General features: G+C 66.3%; 13 protein-coding genes. 2 read left to right on the top strand and 11 right to left on the bottom strand.

All coding sequences use genetic code 11. The features are described from left to right. The first annotated feature begins 12 nt into the window (after positions 1-12). Together E3T47_RS15055 and fdxA are read left to right on the top strand one after the other, a co-directional pair. Positions 13-1413, top strand: a complete 1401-nt coding sequence (locus tag E3T47_RS15055) for an FAD-dependent oxidoreductase (protein WP_134556862.1) — start codon at positions 13-15, stop codon at positions 1411-1413. Then, on the top strand, positions 1410-1682 hold the full coding sequence (gene fdxA, locus E3T47_RS15050; protein WP_134556861.1) for a ferredoxin: 273 nt from the start codon (positions 1410-1412) through the stop codon (positions 1680-1682). Before E3T47_RS15055 ends, fdxA begins: the two co-directional genes overlap by 4 nt. 145 nt (positions 1683-1827) lie before the next feature. Here the strand turns inward: fdxA and E3T47_RS15045 are convergent, their stop codons facing one another. The 11 genes from E3T47_RS15045 to E3T47_RS14995 form a co-directional block, all read right to left on the bottom strand. Further along, positions 1828-5535, bottom strand: coding sequence for an AAA family ATPase (locus E3T47_RS15045; protein ID WP_134556972.1), 3708 nt, complete (start codon positions 5533-5535; stop codon positions 1828-1830). A gap of 216 nt (positions 5536-5751) precedes the next feature. Continuing rightward, a complete protein-coding gene (locus E3T47_RS15040; protein ID WP_134556860.1) occupies positions 5752-5982 on the bottom strand; it encodes a hypothetical protein in 231 nt (76 codons plus the stop codon). A 34-nt stretch (positions 5983-6016) separates the two neighbouring features. Continuing rightward, a complete protein-coding gene (mutM, locus tag E3T47_RS15035) occupies positions 6017-6928 on the bottom strand; it encodes a bifunctional DNA-formamidopyrimidine glycosylase/DNA-(apurinic or apyrimidinic site) lyase (protein ID WP_134556859.1) in 912 nt (303 codons plus the stop codon). A gap of 5 nt (positions 6929-6933) precedes the next feature. After that, on the bottom strand, positions 6934-7626 hold the full coding sequence (gene rnc, locus E3T47_RS15030) for a ribonuclease III (RefSeq protein ID WP_134556858.1): 693 nt from the start codon (positions 7624-7626) through the stop codon (positions 6934-6936). Between the two features lie 75 nt (positions 7627-7701). Further along, positions 7702-7905 carry a 50S ribosomal protein L32 gene (gene rpmF, locus E3T47_RS15025; protein ID WP_092108959.1) on the bottom strand — a complete coding sequence of 68 codons (204 nt, stop codon included), beginning with the start codon at positions 7903-7905 and terminating at the stop codon, positions 7702-7704. 2 nt (positions 7906-7907) lie between these two features. Next, positions 7908-8480, bottom strand: coding sequence for a YceD family protein (locus E3T47_RS15020; protein ID WP_241982301.1), 573 nt, complete (start codon positions 8478-8480; stop codon positions 7908-7910). Positions 8481-8517: 37 nt separating this feature from the next. After that, positions 8518-10902, bottom strand: a complete 2385-nt coding sequence (locus E3T47_RS15015; protein ID WP_134556857.1) for a transglutaminase TgpA family protein — start codon at positions 10900-10902, stop codon at positions 8518-8520. Continuing rightward, a complete protein-coding gene (locus E3T47_RS15010) occupies positions 10895-12280 on the bottom strand; it encodes a DUF58 domain-containing protein (RefSeq protein WP_134556856.1) in 1386 nt (461 codons plus the stop codon). Before E3T47_RS15010 ends, E3T47_RS15015 begins: the two co-directional genes overlap by 8 nt. Before the next feature lie 2 nt (positions 12281-12282). Continuing rightward, complete coding sequence (locus E3T47_RS15005; RefSeq protein WP_422386504.1) at positions 12283-13407, bottom strand: AAA family ATPase; 1125 nt, start codon at positions 13405-13407, stop codon at positions 12283-12285. Further along, the gene (gene coaD, locus E3T47_RS15000; protein ID WP_134512970.1) at positions 13404-13892 is read right to left on the bottom strand and encodes a pantetheine-phosphate adenylyltransferase; all 489 of its coding nucleotides are present in this window, start codon (positions 13890-13892) and stop codon (positions 13404-13406) included. The genes E3T47_RS15005 and coaD overlap by 4 nt, the downstream gene beginning before the upstream one ends. A gap of 63 nt (positions 13893-13955) precedes the next feature. Beyond that, the gene (locus tag E3T47_RS14995; RefSeq protein ID WP_134556855.1) at positions 13956-16205 is read right to left on the bottom strand and encodes an ATP-dependent DNA helicase RecG; all 2250 of its coding nucleotides are present in this window, start codon (positions 16203-16205) and stop codon (positions 13956-13958) included. Positions 16206-16266 lie beyond the last annotated feature (61 nt).

Genomic DNA, 16266 nt, shown 5'->3' with positions numbered 1-16266 from the left:
GAAAGGCCCGTCATGACCCCCGCTCCCTCTGCCCTGCGTGTTGCCATCATCGGCGCCGGCCCGGCCGGCATCTACGCCGGCAACATCCTGAACCGGCTCGTGCAGGAGGCCGCACACACCGTGGCCATCGACCTGTTCGACTCGTTGCCGGCACCGTACGGGCTCATCCGCTATGGCGTCGCCCCCGACCACCCGCGCATCAAGGGCATCGTCAAGTCGTTGCGGGAGATGCTCGACGCCGACACGATTCGTTTCATCGGCAACGTCTCCTTCGGCACAGACCTGAGCCTCGCTGACCTGCGCGAGCACTACCACGCGGTCATCTTCGCCACCGGCGCCGCGCAAGACGCCCCGCTCGTCATTCCCGGCATCGAACTGCCCGGCTCGTTCGGCGCCGCCGACTTCGTCTCCTGGTATGACGGCCACCCCGACGTGCCGTTGGAGTGGCCGCTCGACGCGACCGATGTCGCCGTGATCGGCAACGGCAACGTGGCTCTCGACGTTGCCCGTATTCTGGCCAAGCACGCCGACGACCTGCTCACCACGGATATCCCCGCATCGGTTTATGCCGGACTGGCCGGTTCCCCGGTGACCGACGTGCACGTGTTCGGGCGTCGCGGGCCGTCGCAGGTGAAGTTCACTCCGATCGAGCTGCGGGAGCTCGCCGACATTCCCGACGTCGACCTCGTCGTCTATGCCGAGGACTTCACGCCCGATTCGCACTGCGAGCAGCTCGTGGCGAGCAACAACCAGGTCAAGATCATGACCCGCACGTTGAACGGATGGCTGACCAGGGTTCCGCAGGGCGCCTCGCGCCGCTTGCACCTGCACTTTCTGCACGCACCGCTCGAGGTCTACGGCGACGGTCGGGTGGAGGGCATCCGTTTTGAACGCACCGAACACACCGGTGACGGCGGCGTCAAGGCAACCGGACAGATCGTCGATTACCCGGTGCAGGCCGTGTACCGCGCGGTCGGCTACCGGGGCAGCGCCCTGACCGGAGTTCCGTTTGACGCCGTGCGCGGCGTCATTCCGAACGACGGCGGGCGGGTGCTGGATGCGTCCGGCGTGCCGATCGCTGGCCTGTACGCCACCGGCTGGATCAAGCGCGGCCCGGTCGGCCTCATCGGCCACACCAAGGGAGACGCTCTGGAGACCGTGACCCGGCTCGTGGCCGATCTGCCGGCGCTCGTCGCCGACGAAAAACCCCTTGGCACAGCGGATGCGATTCTGGCCCTGTTGGACGAACGAGGGGTCGAGTTCACGACCTGGGCCGGCTGGCAGGCCCTCGATGCCCACGAACTGAAGCTCGGAAGCCTCGACGAGGTCACCCCGGGTCGCGAACGGGTCAAAGTTATCTCCCGCGCCGAACAGGTCGCGATCTCCCGTGCGGAAGCGTTGCTGACCCTGTGACGTATGTGATCNGCCCGGTGGACTGCATTTATGAGGGCGAACGCTCCCTCTATATCCACCCGGACGAGTGCGTCGACTGTGGAGCCTGCGAACCGGTCTGCCCGGTCGAGGCCATCTACTACGAAGACGACCTGCCCGAACAGTGGGCCGACTACTACAAAGCCAACGTCGAATTCTTCGACGACCTCGGCTCACCCGGCGGCGCAGCCAAGGTCGGCGTCCTCGCTAAGGACCACCCCGTCATCTCGGCACTGCCACCGCAGGCTTAAGACACCCCGGGGTAGGGCGCTGCGGTGTACGAGCACGGCAGAGACGAACAGGACTGAGACGAACACGGCTGGTCCTGCGTACGATCCGGGCGTTACAGGCACCGGCACCGGCACAGGCACCGGCACCAAGATCCGCGACCGCGGGTCAACCCGCCGCGGCACCCTGGCGCTGGTCAGCCCGGTCACCGATGCGCTGGCCGACGACAGCGCTGACCCCGTCTTGCCGCATGCTGACGCCGTAGAGGGCATCCGCTATTTCCATGGTGCGTTTCTGGTGGGTGATCACGATGAGCTGGCTGGTCTCGCGGAGGTCTTCGAAGATGGTCAGCAGCCGGCCGAGGTTGGCGTCATCGAGGGCCGCTTCGACCTCGTCCATGATGTAGAACGGGCTCGGGCGCGCCTTGAAGATGGCGATCAGCAGCGCGACGGCGGCGAGTGAGCGTTCGCCGCCGGACAGCAACGACAGCCGTTCGATCTTCTTGCCGGCCGGCTTGACCGACACGTCGATGCCGGTGGTCAGCAGCTCGTCGGGGTCGGTGAGCCAGATGCTCCCGGTGCCACCGGGAAACAGCACCGGGAAAACCTCGGCGAAGGCCGCCTGGGTGTCGTCGAATGCCGCACCGAAAATGGTCTGCATTCTTTCGTCGATGTCGGCGATGATCGTGAGCAGGTCGCTGCGGGTCGAGGTTAGGTCGGTGAGCTGTTCGGTGAGAAATTTATGCCGCTGCTCGAGCGCGGCGAATTCCTCGAGCGCGAGCGGGTTTACCCGGCCCAGCTGGCCGAGCTTGCGTTCGGCGGCCGAGAACCGTTTCTGCTGCTCGGCGCGATCGAAACGGATGCCGTCGGCAGGGCTGGCCCCGGTCGCGACGCTGCCCGTGATGTCGTCACCCGTCGTGGCTCTCTCGCGTGTCGCGTCGCGTGTCGTCTCGCGTGTCGCGTCGCGTGTCGTCTCACGTGTCGTGTCGCGTGTGGTGTCGCCCATGCTCGCGACATCGGCCGGGATGAGTTGGTCGGGCCCGTATTCGCCGACGAGCACATCTTCGGTCAGGCCGAGTTCGCTGCCAGCCCGTTCCAGCAGGGCCGAGAGGTGCAGTTTCTTCTCGTAGATCTCCAGTTCGAGGCCGTGCACGTTCTCGGTGAGAGCGGCGAGGCGCTCACGCATCGCGTTCTCATCACGCCGCAGCTGCTGCAGCTCGGTGTTCTGGCTCGCTCGCTCCGCTTCTGCGCTGGTGAGGCGAAGCCGCGCCTCGGCGACCGAACGGTCGGCGGCGGCGAGCACGACGGGGAGCGCTTCGGCAACGCGGGAGGCGGCATCCACCTGGCGGCGACGGATGACGGCCCGGCGCGCGGCGGCGGCAGCCTTTGTTCGGTCGGTCTCGAGCTGCTGGGTGAGGTTCCTCACCTGGATCTCGCCAGCGCGCACCCGTTCACGCGCGGTTTCCATCATGAGCCTGGTCTCGACCTCGGTTTCGCGAGCGGCCTCGAGTTCTCTGTACAGCGCGTCGCGCAGGGTCGCGTCGAGGATGGGCCGCGGTTGCGACCGGGCGGTCACGAGGGTGGCGGCGGCTCGTGCCGCGACGGCCTCGGCTTCGGTCACGGCTCCGTTCGCGAGCTCGAGCGCGGCGATGACGCGGTCGACGTCGGCGGCAGCGGCATCGGCCTGCACGACGAGTCGGCCTCGCCGTTCGGTGCGGGTGGCGAGCCGCGTCTCGAAGGCGCGCAGTGCCGCTCGCGCGCTCACTGCCTGCTCCTTGTGTGCCTGCAACAGTGTGCGCTGTTCGGCAAAATCACATCGTGCGCGCTCGATCAGGGAGGTGACCGCCGCGAGCTTCACTGCCGCGATATCACGCTCGGCGACGAGTTCGAGCTTGCTCTGCCGCGCGCCGGAACCGCCGCGCACGACCCACGGGCTCAGTACCTCGCCGGCGAGGGTAATGACGGTGAGGCCGTCGGGCAGCTGGGCAGCGCGGGCGAGCGCGAGATCATCGACGATGACGGTCTGCGCCAGAAGGCCCAGCACCCCGTCGGGGGCATCGATGACGCAGCTCGCCCAGCGAAGGCCGGGCCGTGCACCGAGATTGAGCGTTGCACCGTCGTTCAGATCGACTCGTGGCTCGTTCGGTGGATTGTCCGTTCGATCGGTGTTCGCACCGGCAGCTGCCACGATCAATTCGACCCGCCCGAAGTCATCGCGCGAGGCCTGCACGATCGCGGCGACGGCAAAGTCGCGATTGTCGGCCAGCACGGCATCGGCGAGGGAGCCGAGCGCCGCGGCGATCGCCGCTTCGAAACCCGGCCGCACCCGCACGTGGTCGGCGACCAGACCGCGAATGCCGGCCAGCTGCGCGCCGAGCAGCGCGGACGAGCCGTCTTTCTGGTCGAGGGCGAGGGAGAACGCACCGTGCCGTGCCGCCTGGGCGTCGCGTTCTCGCTCATGCTGGTGCAGCTCATCACGCAGGCGTTCCACTTCGACCTCGACGCGCTGCACCGCGGCCTGCGCCAGTTCGAACGCTTCGGAAAGTTCACCGGACTCGGGTTCGCCGGCAGGCGCTGAGGCTTGCAGCTCGTCAAGCTGCAACTGCGCGTTCTGGCTGCGGTCCGTCGCCGCGTCCAGAGCATTCTGCTGCCGCAGGCGTTCACCGCGCACGGCGGCAAGTCGCGAAGCTGCCGTCTCGGATTGCCCAGTCAGGTGGGAGATCTCCAGGTCATGTCTGGAGACGAGAACTGCCTGCGCCGCGATGTCTTCGTCGACAGCGTCGAGTCGCGACCGGGCGGCAGCGCTCTGAGCCCTGGCGTTATCCCAGGCGCTTTGGGCAGCCCCGATACCCGCGCGCAACTGCTCGACCTCGGCCGCCGTGTCGGTCAGCATGGTCGGGGTGACGCTCGGCACAACGGTGGACGACTCGGCTTGGGACCCGAGCAGGGCCAGCCGCTGGTTGGCGAGGGTGAACAGGCTGCGCAGGCGCTGTTGTACCGATTCGAGCGCGTGACTGGTGCGACGGGCCAGGTCGACGGCATCGCCAACCTGGGCAAGCTCAAGCCTTTCCACCCGCCCCTGTTTCTGTGCAAGCTGTTCCTGCAGAACGACCCGCTCGGTGTGGCGTTCACTCTCGGTGCGATTGTGGGTATCGAGCGCCGTGCGCACCGTCACCACGTCGTCGGCGAGCAGGCGGGCGCGGGCATCGCGCACGACCGCAGCAATGGTCTGCGCCTCCCGGGCGATTTCAGCCTGGTGCCCGAGTGGCTTGAGCTGGCGGCGAATCTCCCCCGCGAGGTCACTCAGCCTGGTGAGGTTTGCCTGCATCGCATCGAGCTTGCGCAGGGTTTTCTCTTTGCGGCGCCGGTGCTTGAGAATGCCGGCGGCCTCTTCGATGAAGCCGCGGCGTTCTTCGGGGCTCGCGCGCAGTACCGCGTCAAGTTGTCCCTGCCCGACGATGACGTGCATCTCGCGGCCGAGACCGGAGTCGCTAAGCAGCTCTTGCACGTCGAGCAGCCGGCAGGTGCGCCCGTTGATGGCGTATTCACTCGCACCGTTGCGAAACAGCGTGCGCGAGATGGTGACTTCGGAGTATTCGATCGGCAGGGCACCGTCGGCGTTGTCGATCGTGAGAATGACCTCGGCCCGGCCGAGCGGACCGCGGGTCGAGGTGCCAGCGAAAATGACGTCTTCCATTTTGCCGCCGCGCAGGGTTTTCACACCCTGCTCACCCATCACCCAGGCGAGGGCGTCGACGACGTTGGACTTGCCCGAACCGTTCGGACCGACGACACAGGTGACTCCGGGCTCGAACGCGAAAGTCGTCGGCTGCGCAAACGATTTGAACCCCTTGAGGGTGAGGCTCTTCAAATACAACGGAGACCCTTTCTGTCGGTCGGCAGCGAGTACCGGTCTCGGGGCTGGTTCAACGGTACCGTGCCCCACCGACACTGGCCGGGACATCCGCTTGTCGCGGAGTGTGGCGAGTGGAACTGCGGACATTGTCGCGATTCGAGCCGCTTGCCGGGCAATTTCGGGGCTGCCCGCGAAATTTTTCGCGGGTATGCACGCGCTGCCGCCGCGCGAGGCACTCTAACGCAGCATGAGCGACTTCTCGATCGACGAACTCGTCACTCCGAATTGATCGTTTACACGGTCTCCGCGGATGCCCTCGGCGACCGCGTGCCCGCTCCGACCGGTTTCGGTTCGGTCCCGCGCGACAATCCCGAAGTGCGGTTTCTGCTCGCCCGCAACCACCCGCTCGAACAGGTGGAACGCGGCAGCCGCCTCCCCCCGCCCGCCAGCCTCCCGCGCACCGCGCACGCTGACACCTGCTCAGCGCCCGATCTCCCATCGGCTAGCGCAGGCGCTGGCAACGGGGGCAGAAGTGCGAACCACGGTTCATGAACTGTTCGCGCACGATCAGGGTGCCGCACCGGGAACACGGAATACCCTGCCGTCCGTAGGCCTCCAGGCTGTGCGCGAAATAGCCGGACTGCCCGTTCACGTTCACGTACTGGGCGTCGAAGCTGGTGCCACCCTCGGCGAGGGCCCGGTGCAGAATGGTGCGCACCGCCGCCAGCAGCAGCTGAGCTCTCGCCGAAGACAGCGATGCGGCCGGCTGCTCATAGTGGATGCGCGCGGCGAACAGCGCTTCGTCCGCGTAGATATTGCCGATGCCGCTGATCAGGTTCTGGTCGAGCAGCGCCCGCTTGATGCCGGTGTTCTTGCGGGCGAGGGCTGCCAAAAAAGCACTCGAAGAAAACGACGCATCAATTGGGTCGCGGGCGATGTGCGCCACCTGCGACGGAATGCGGTGCTGCCAGGCGGCATCCGCTTGCAGCTCACCCGAATAACCCGCCGGGAGCCCGTCACTGGTCGGCCCCATCTCGTCGACGGCCATGCTGCCGAAGATGCGCTGATCGACAAAATTGACCCACAATTCGCTGTGGGTCGGGTGCTCGAGCGTCAAGCGGATGCGCAACATGCGATCCACCGCGGCGCCCGGCTTGCGCAGCAGAACTTGTCCGCTCATACCGAGGTGGATGACCAGAGCACGGTCGTTGTCGAGCGGCAGCCACAGAAATTTGCCGCGGCGCACGGCGGCGAGGATTCGGCGCCCCCCGAGCTGCTCGGCGAAGGAACCGGCCGCCGGAGAGTGGCGGCGCAGGGAGCGTTCGTCGAAGATTTCGACGCCGGTGACCACAGCATCGGTGACAGCCGGTTGCAGACCAGCGCGCACGACCTCGACTTCGGGCAGTTCCGGCATCGAAGCTACAGCGCGTTGAGCCGGTCGATGGCCTCGCGGGCCGCGGCCATCTCGGCGAACTTCTTGCTCGGGCCAACGCCCTCGGCGGTGACTGCCGAGCCGATGGTAACGGTCGCGACGAATACCTTGGAATGATCGGGCCCGCTGGATTCGAGCGCGTAGACGGGAACGCCGACCCCGGCACTAGCGGCGAGCTCCTGCAGGGCCGTCTTCGGATCCATTGACACACCGAAGTGGCCCGGTTCAGCCAGAAGCGGCGCGATCAGGCGCAGCACGAACGCGGTGGCAACCTCGCCACCGGCGTCGAGGAAGGTTGCGCCGATGAGTGCCTCGACGGTATCCGCCAGGATAGACGCCTTGTCGCGCCCGCCGGTGAGGATCTCACCTCGACCGAGGCGGATGTACTCGCCTAAACCCAGACCGCGGGCGATCTGGGCGAGTGCCGCCGTCGATACCAGGCTGGCCCGGCGCTTGGCCAGGTGTCCCTCGTCGAGGTCGGGGTAAGTGCGGTAGAGCATGACCGTGACGGCCTGACCCAGAATGGAGTCGCCGAGGAACTCTAGACGCTCGTTGGTGGGAAGTCCGCCGTTTTCATACGCGAAAGACCGGTGGGTTAGAGCGAGCTCCAAAATCACCGGTTCGATCTGCACGCCGAGGGTCGCCAACAGAGGCGACCGCTCGGTGTTCACGCTTTTCATCAATACATCTTCGTCTGGACACCTTCATCGACCGGGTTTCGGTCTGATGGCGCTTCTGACACGCGCGTGAGTGACCTAAATGTCGGCGACTTTACGACCCTTGTATTCCATGAACAACGGGGTGCCAGTGGAGTCGGTGACGACCTTGGCGCGGTGCGGCAGGCTGTAGACGACCTTGCCGCCCTCCATGGTCTTCACGAGCGTGGGAGGCGTGGCCTTCCACTGCGCGCGACGCGAGTGGGTGTTGGAACGCGACATCTTGCGCTTCGGTACTGCCATGACTACTTCTCTTCTCTGCTGTCTGAAACATGGGTGTGGACACCCGTGTCTTGGTCTATGGAAGCCGTGAACCCCGCGAGCGCTGACCACCGGGGATCGGGCGCATCTTCGGCGACAAGTTCAGGTAGTTCGGCAAGCGGCTGCCCGGTCTCACTGTCAAGACCAGGGCAATCCCGCCGACATACCGGCTGGAACGGAAGTGCTAACACTACCGCGTCCCGGATCAAAGATTCTAAATCGACATGGTCGTCTAGAATCTCGAACTCGAAGGCTTCCTCCTGAGGATAACCGAAAAGCTCGGCAAACTGAACTCGAACCGGCAGGTCGATGTCTTTGAGGCACCGGCCGCACTCACCGAGCGCCCGCGCGTACACCTCGATGCTCACCAGAATTCCCTCGTGCATCGCCTCGAGGCGCAGCTCCGTCGACAGGATCGACCCGGCTTTCACTGCTACCAGGCCGGCACCGAGGTCGTCAGGAACCTCGATATCGAGGTGGCGTTCGTGCATGGTGCCCGGGCGGTTTATGAGGTCACGCACGTCGACCGTGTACGGCGTCTTCTTGAACTTAGTCACGGTCGTAAAGTGTACGCTTTCTGCGTGAGTGCTCTGTTCAGGGGGTGATCGTGCGCGCCCGACGCTCACCGCGCAGCAGCGCACCGAGGGTCGCGAACAGCGAGGTGGGCGCAAACGTTGCGCGCAAACGGATGCCGACACTCGCGCTGGCGTGCAGCGTGCGCAGCACCAGGGTCAGATCAGCAGCGAGGGTTTCGCCCATGACCGGAGACCGGTCGAACCGCGTGCGCTCCAACGCCAGCAGCACCCGTTCGAGGGCGTCCGTCGATGCGGAGTCGAGCATGCCCAGCCGTTCCAGGCGGCTTGCGAAAGCTCGTGGGGTTTCGGTCACCGACACCGAGATGCCGTGATCGAGGCTGGTGTGCTGCAGTTCGATCCAGGCGAGGCCGGCGCCGCTGCCGCGGATGCGGCGCACCCGCGAACGACGCAGCATCCGTCTAACGGCCCCCGGCAGAACCAGCACGAGCAGTACCAGAGCGCCGAAGCCGAGGATGCCGGGTAGGTTGCTGGTCCCCGCACCCTGCGTTGTCGCGCCGCGTTCGAGAGCGGAATCGTCGGCCAGCCTGTCGGCGCCGAGACCGGGGGCACCAGCGGCGGCGGCACCGCTCGGCAGAGCTGTCGGTGCATCGGCAACCACGGTCTGCTCATAGTTGGGCACGGTTCCCCGCCCGGGGGTCGGCTCGAATTTTACCCAGCCGATGCCCACGAAGTAGAGTTCCGGCCAAGCGTGCAGGTCATGCGAATCCACGTTGTACTGCCCGCGGCCCTGCTCGAGGTCCTGCGATTTGACGCCGGGCAGGTAACCGAGCGAAACCCGGGAGGGAATGCCGAGGCTGCGTGCCATCGCGGCCATCGTCGCGGCAAAGTGCACGCAATAACCGCGCTTCTCCTGGAGGAACACTCCGATCACGTCCACTCCTCCACCGTCGTAGCCGTCTTCGACGGGCGCGTCCGTGTCATAGATGAAAGCACTGCCCCGCAGATAGCTCTGGATCGCGACGGCAGCGTCATAGCTCGACGCGGTTTGGGCCGTTACCTGCAGCGCCGTGTCTTTGATAATCGACGGCGGGTCGGTTGGGAGTTGCAGACTGCCGAGAACGCTCGCCGGGTAGTCGGTGCTGGACTGGCGCAGTTGCTCGGCCGTGGGTTTGATCTCCAACGACGACACCGTGTAGTCCTGGCCGAGAGTGTTCGCCGTCGTACTCGCGATGGCCCGGGTGCGATTGTCCCAATACCAGTCACCGGCCAGCCCCTCGATGCTCGTCGCGCGGGCCGGTGCGGGCAGCCAGTGGCTATTGACGCCATCGATGACGATCGACGTCGATGCTTCCGCGGCCTCGACGGTAGCACCCAGCCCGAAGGGCCGCTGGATATCGTCGACGGTATTGCGCGTGTTGGCTTCGTCGATTCGCGCCGTCCAGTTCAACCCGATCGCCTCGTCGAGGGTGAGCATGGTGAAATAGGGCTGTTCCGTTCCGGTTGAGGTGTAGTGAAAGGCCGGCCCGGCCTTAGGCCGTCGCAGGTCCTGCCCGAGATTGATCATGGGGCTCACGCCGCTGCCGAACAACAGACCGCCGGGCCGGGCCGAGACCGGTCCCCCGGCCCAGAACGCCGGCGCGACCGTGCTCAGAATCAGGGCGCCCACGATGGCCAGGGATCCCACGATGAGTGCGCCGCCGATGGGCCCGGGCCCCCGACGCCGCGGCGCCCGATAGGCGCGCGGTCCGGTCGAAGGGAGCGTTTGCTCCCGCGCGCGACGCACATGGACGTCCACCCGCAACAGCAGTAGAAAGGCGATCGCGGCCACAACGAGCGCGGCCATATCGGCCCCGTCGTCGATGATGAAGCTCGTCGCGAGCAGCGGCACGAGTGCACCCGCCGCGCCAAGGGCGGGCCAGCGCAGGGTCACGGCGAGCAGGTCCATGAGAGCTGCGATCAGTCCGGTACCGCCGGCCAGCAAAAAGAGGATGCCAACGGTCGCCTCTGCCGGTGTGCTCTGTTGGGCGATCGACGCCCCACCGGCATCGATCAGTTCGGTGAACGTACCAATGGTCTGCGGTGTCGGAATGATCCAGAACAGGCCGGTTCCGCCGCCGAAGAGCAGCGTCATCGTGCCAACGAGCACCGCCCCGTTGGCCACTGGAATAATCGGGCGCGGCAGTCCGAGGCGGCGAAACACCGCAGAGCCCAGCAGCACGGCCGCCCCGACCGACGCCGAGGCCCACCACCAGGCACTGCCGCGCAGCAGCGGGCCGAGTGCGGCACAGCAGATGAGCAGAAGCAAAAGCAGGCTGAGGGCGAGCGGCCAGAAGGCGGCGTCTCGTCCGCCACGCCGACGGCGCGGAGATCGAGACGGACGCGCCCGGCTCACCACCGCAAGGGTTTCGACGGGTGACGCCGGTTTGGTGGACAGGCTAGTCATGACTGGCACCTCGCTCCCCGCTCACGTCGTTCCACGCGTCTTCCAGGTCGTCGGTGGTACCAAGCTCAACACAGCGCCAGCCGGCATCCTGCAGGCGTTCGCGGGCCGGAGTGCTAACGGTGCGCTGCACAAACGCGACCGCGGGCTCGCAGTGACGGGCGAGGGTGACCAGGGCATCGACATCCGCTTCGGACACACTCACGAGCAGGGCGAACGTCGGCACCGCCGGCTGTGCCCCGCGAAACGCGGCGCGCACCGGCACGTTGCGCCCCGCGGCTAGGCGAGCGCTGCGACTCGGCCACGGCACCGGAACCACGCTCGCGAGGGCCTCGAGCATCGCGCGATCACCGCCGGGTGCGCGAAAAGTGGCGGGAACATCGCCGTGGAGCCCGCCCAGGGTCTGTTGGTCGCCCGGCAGCAGCTGGCTGGCGCCCAGCTCGATCACTTCGAGGCGGCATCCGGCCTCGAGCAGGTGCATACCAACGGATGCCGCTAGTTCGATCTCGAGTTCGAAAGCGGCCACCAGATGCGGTGGAACATGGCCGGCACCCAGACCGGCCGCGCCGGCCAGGGTCGTGTCGAGCACGATGCGGGCTTCTGGATTGCTGCGCTGTTCCTCCTGCCGCACCATGATTTCGCCGTGCCGGGCCGTGGCCGGCCAATTCACCCGGCGCAAGGCATCGCCCGGGCGGTACTCTCGGGCGATGAGTTCGTCCGAGGTGGGGGCGGCCTGGCGAACCAGTTCTCGAATGGAGCCGTCATTGCGGGACTGGGCGAGACCGCTGGCGGGCAGGGGCGTCACCCGGGGGGTCACGATCAAGTCGTGGGGGGAACCAGCGTTTCGGTCGCTGTGCGCGAGACCGAACGGGTCTTGCCTGGATACCCGCAGGGGGCCGACGTCGTAGACGCCGCGGTGGCGCGCTACGACGGAGTATTCCAGCCGCACAGAGTCGCCGGCCGCCCCGTCCCGGCTCACGAGCGGGAGTACGGCCGCCGGCGGAGTCTCAATACCCGGTGACGGAGTGTCGGTCCACGAGGCACCACCGAGCGGCGCAGCCGACAGATTGTGCAGTTGCAGGGACACCAGGCTTTCGCCGCCAACCGGCACGATCGGCGGCCGAAAGACCCGGGTCACCTCGACCCGTGCCGGATGAAGTGACACGTACGCGGCCGCAACGAGCGGTGCCATGATCAGGAAGCTGGCGACGAACAGCAGGTCGCGGCTGTTCGCGAACACCGCGTTGGCGAAGAGCACGACCCCGACGGCGAGGAATACCAGGCCTCGCAGGGTGAGGCGCGTGGCGAATCGGGTGGACAACCGTGTGAACCACTCGGCGTTGGCCGCCGGCCCGGACTCCCTCACCCCGCGCGCGGCCATGTCTACGACGCTTCGGTGGAACCCACAGGGCGAGGCGGAACGGCCCGGACGGGCGGCACCGATTCAAATCGAGTGGATGCCCCTGCTCCGACCGGCACCGGCGTATCGGCGAGAATGCGGCGCACGATATCGTCGATCACTGGGCCGCTGTCCTGGTGATGGTGCCCCAACGCACGGCTGGTCGGGACCAGCCGGTGGCCGAGGACAGCCACCGCGAGCGAGTCGATATCATCGGGCAGCACGTAATCGCGACCGCTCAACGCGGCCTGGGCCTTCGCCGCCCGAATCAGCTGAAGGGTCGCGCGCGGGCTGGCTCCGAGGCGTAGGTCGCGGTCGTCGCGGGTGGCTCGAACCAGATTGACCGCGTACTCTTTGACGGCGCCGGAGGCGAAAACTGCTCGCGCGGTGAGCATCATGTCCCGCAGCATCTCCCCCGATACCACGGCCGAGATCAAGGCGAGCGGGCTGGCGGTGTCACGCGAGTCGAGCATCGCAAGCTCCGAGTCAGAGTCGGGATAGCCCATCGAGATGCGGGCCATGAACCGGTCCCGTTGGGCTTCCGGCAGGGCGTAGGTGCCCTCCATCTCGATCGGGTTCTGGGTGGCGATGACGGTGAACGGCAGGGCGAGCGGGTAGGTGATGCCGTCGACGGTGACCTGGCGCTCCTCCATCGATTCCAGCAGCGCCGACTGGGTCTTCGGGCTCGCCCGATTGATTTCGTCACCGATGACGATGTTGGCAAAGACCGGGCCGGGCTTGAACTCGAACCGGCGCTCAGCCTGGTTGAACACCGACACCCCGGTCACATCGGAGGGCAGCAGGTCGGGCGTGAATTGGATTCGACCGACGCTGCAGTCCACGGACCGGGCGAGAGCCTTGGCGAGCATGGTCTTGCCGACACCGGGAACGTCCTCGATCAAGAGGTGCCCCTCGGCCAGCAGAACCGTCAGAGCGATCTGGACGGCATCGTGTTTGCCGTCGATGACCGTCTCGACATTGCGCATCACCATGCGCCCGGCGGCTTGTAGCTCACTGAGATCACCGGCCGACGCGGTGGTGAAGGGCGCAGTTTCTTCCGCCGGAACCGACGCCAGTTCCGCAGAGGAGCGAGTCGGTTTGAGGTTCATACCCGCGAACGCTCCAGGTACTCGGCCACGGCCCGCGGCACGTAGGGCGAGACGTCGCCGCCGAGACCGGCAACCTGGCGCACCAGCGAGCTGGAAACGTGGGCGTTGGCCGGATCGGGCAGCAGGAACACAGTTTCAACGGCAGCTAGGTTGCGATTGACGATGGCCATCGGCGTCTCATAGGCCACATCGACCTGCGAGCGGATGCCTTTCACGAGCACGCTCGCCCCGACGTCCATGCAGTAGTCCACGAGCAAACCCATGCTCCAGCTGGCGACCACGATGTTGGTCGGCAGCCCCGCCTCTGTGATGGCCTGTTCCAGCAGAGCCACGCGCTGGCTGATCGGCAACAAGGCTGATTTGTCGGGGTTGTGCACCACGAGCACATGGAGCTCGTCGAACAGGCCGGCCGCTCGATCGATCACGTCCAAGTGGCCCAGGGTAACGGGGTCAAATGATCCAGGGACAACGGCGATCCGGCGCATGATCACACCCTACTGCCACAGGCTGACCGGCGCTGCCCGGTGCATCCACTCGAAGTTGACTGATCAGTTCTTGTTGAGCCACGTACGCTCCGATTCGTTCAGCCGACGCGCGATCGCGCCGCGCAGCGCCGGGTTGGTGCGGATACCCGGGTCGCCGATCACGAGGTGGTAGGCGGCCTGTCGCACCTCGGCGATCATGTCGCCGTCGACCGCCACCCGCAAGAAACGCAGTTTCGAGCCGTCGCCGGATTGCATGTCGCCGAGAACGTTGCCCTCACGGCGCAGGGCAAGGTCGAGTTCGGCGAGCACAAATCCATCGAGCGTCGCGGCGACATCGCCGATGCGCTGGCGGGACGGCGACCCTGGCCGCGAATTGGTCACCAGCAGGCACAATCCCGGTACGCCGCCACGGCCGACGCGGCCGCGCAGTTGGTGCAGTTGGGAGACACCGAACCGGTCGGCGTCGAGCACGACCATGGCCGAGGCGTTGGGAACGTCGACACCGACCTCGATCACGGTCGTTGCCACGAGAACATCGATCTCACCGGCGGCGAACGCGCGCATGATGCGATCTTTCTCGTCGCTCGTCATGCGTCCGTGCAAGGCCTCAATGCGGTATCCGGCCAGCGGTGCGAATCCGCGAAGCCTTTCGTGCACGGTCTCCACATTGGCGAGCGGAGTCTTCGGGTCGTCATCGCCCGGCGGCGGCGCCTCGGCGTCGGTTCCGTCTTCGATCTCGGCCGGAGAGATTGCCGGGCAGACCACAAAAGCCTGACGGCCGAGCGCGAGCTCTTCGGCAAGTTTGGTCCAGATGCGTTGGAACCAGGTCGGGTTTTCGGCCAGCGGTACGACGATGCTCGTGATGCCCTGGCGCCCTGCAGGCAGCATGCGAATGGTGCTCACGTCGAGGTCGCCGAACACGGTCATGGCGATGGTGCGCGGAATCGGCGTGGCCGTCATCACGAGAACGTGCGGTGGTTCGGCTCCCTTGAGCCGCAGGGTTTCGCGCTGGTCGACGCCGAACCGGTGCTGCTCGTCGATCACGATCAGTCCGAGATCGAAGAAGGTCACGGTGTCGCTCAGCAGGGCGTGGGTACCGATCACGATGCGCGACTGACCCGACACGGTGCGCAGCAGCGCCTTGCGCTTCTGCGCGACGGCAAGCTTGCCGGTGAGCAGGGTCGGCATGAGTTCAGCCGCGAGATCGGGCCCGAGCAGCGTCGTGATCGACCGCAGGTGTTGCCCGGCGAGAACCTCGGTCGGTGCCAGCAGTGCCGTTTGGCCGCCGCTGTCGGCCACGGCGAGCATGGCCCGCAACGCCACGACGGTTTTACCCGATCCAACCTCGCCCTGCAGCAGCCGGTTCATCGGGCCGGACCCGGCCATGTCGGTGGCGATTTCAACGGCACAGATCTTCTGGTCGACCGTGAGCACGAACGGCAGGGCGGCGTCGAAGCGTTCGAGGTACCCGCCCGGCAGTGGCACGCGCGGCCGGGTGCGGCGCTCCCGCGCAAGACGATGCCGCTGCATGAGGGCGCACTGCAGAACCCAGGCCTCGGAGAACCGCAACGTCTCTTGCGCGGCCATCCACTGTTCTTTGTTGTCAGGGCTGTGAATCCAGCGGATGGCCTGGGTGTGGTCGAGCAGACCGTGCTCGACCCGCAAATCCTGGGGAACGGGATCAGGCAGCGTGCCCACACGCCCGAGCACCTGGTCGATCATGGTCTGCAGGTTCCAGCTCGTCTCTGCGGCGGTGGCCGCATAAATGGGAATGAGTGCCTTGTGGCGCAAGCGCACGGCCGGGTCGTCGCGTGCCTCTTCTTCTTCGCTCTCAAACGTCCTGTACGCCGGGTTCGCCAGTTGACTCTGGCCCTGGTAGACACGCACTTTGCCGGAAAAGCTGCCGCGCAAGCCGGGCCGCAGTTGGTCAAGGCGCCACTGCTGGTTATTTTTGCCGAAGAACGTGAGGGTGAACTGGCCTCCGCCGTCGGAGATCACCACCTCGACGATTGTGCCGGCCCGGGACGACATGCGTTTCTCGTGAGCCGAGATGATGTCGGCGATGACCGTGATGTTGGCGCCGGGGGTGACCTGGTTCAGCGGCCGCAGCACTTCGCGGTCTGCGTAGTCGCGCGGGTAATGGCTGAGCAGGTCACTGACGGTCTGAAAGCCGAAGGCCTTGCCGAGCGCTGACGCTTTCGGCACGCCAAGGACCTCATTCAGGTGGGTGTCCAGGTTGATCGTTTCAGGCTGCTGAGCTGGCAAGGCAACCCCATCGAATTCGGGGCCATGCGCAGCGCTCGAATCGGTCATGGCTCCATCGTAAACCGGGGGGCTGACAGGAGTGATGTAGCGGAATCGCTGCGGGTCGGCG

This window comes from Cryobacterium ruanii, from assembly GCF_004404055.1.
Taxonomy (GTDB): domain Bacteria; phylum Actinomycetota; class Actinomycetes; order Actinomycetales; family Microbacteriaceae; genus Cryobacterium; species Cryobacterium ruanii.
The sequence above is the reverse complement of the archived record's forward strand: the minus strand, read 5'-3'. Positions and strand labels throughout refer to the sequence as shown.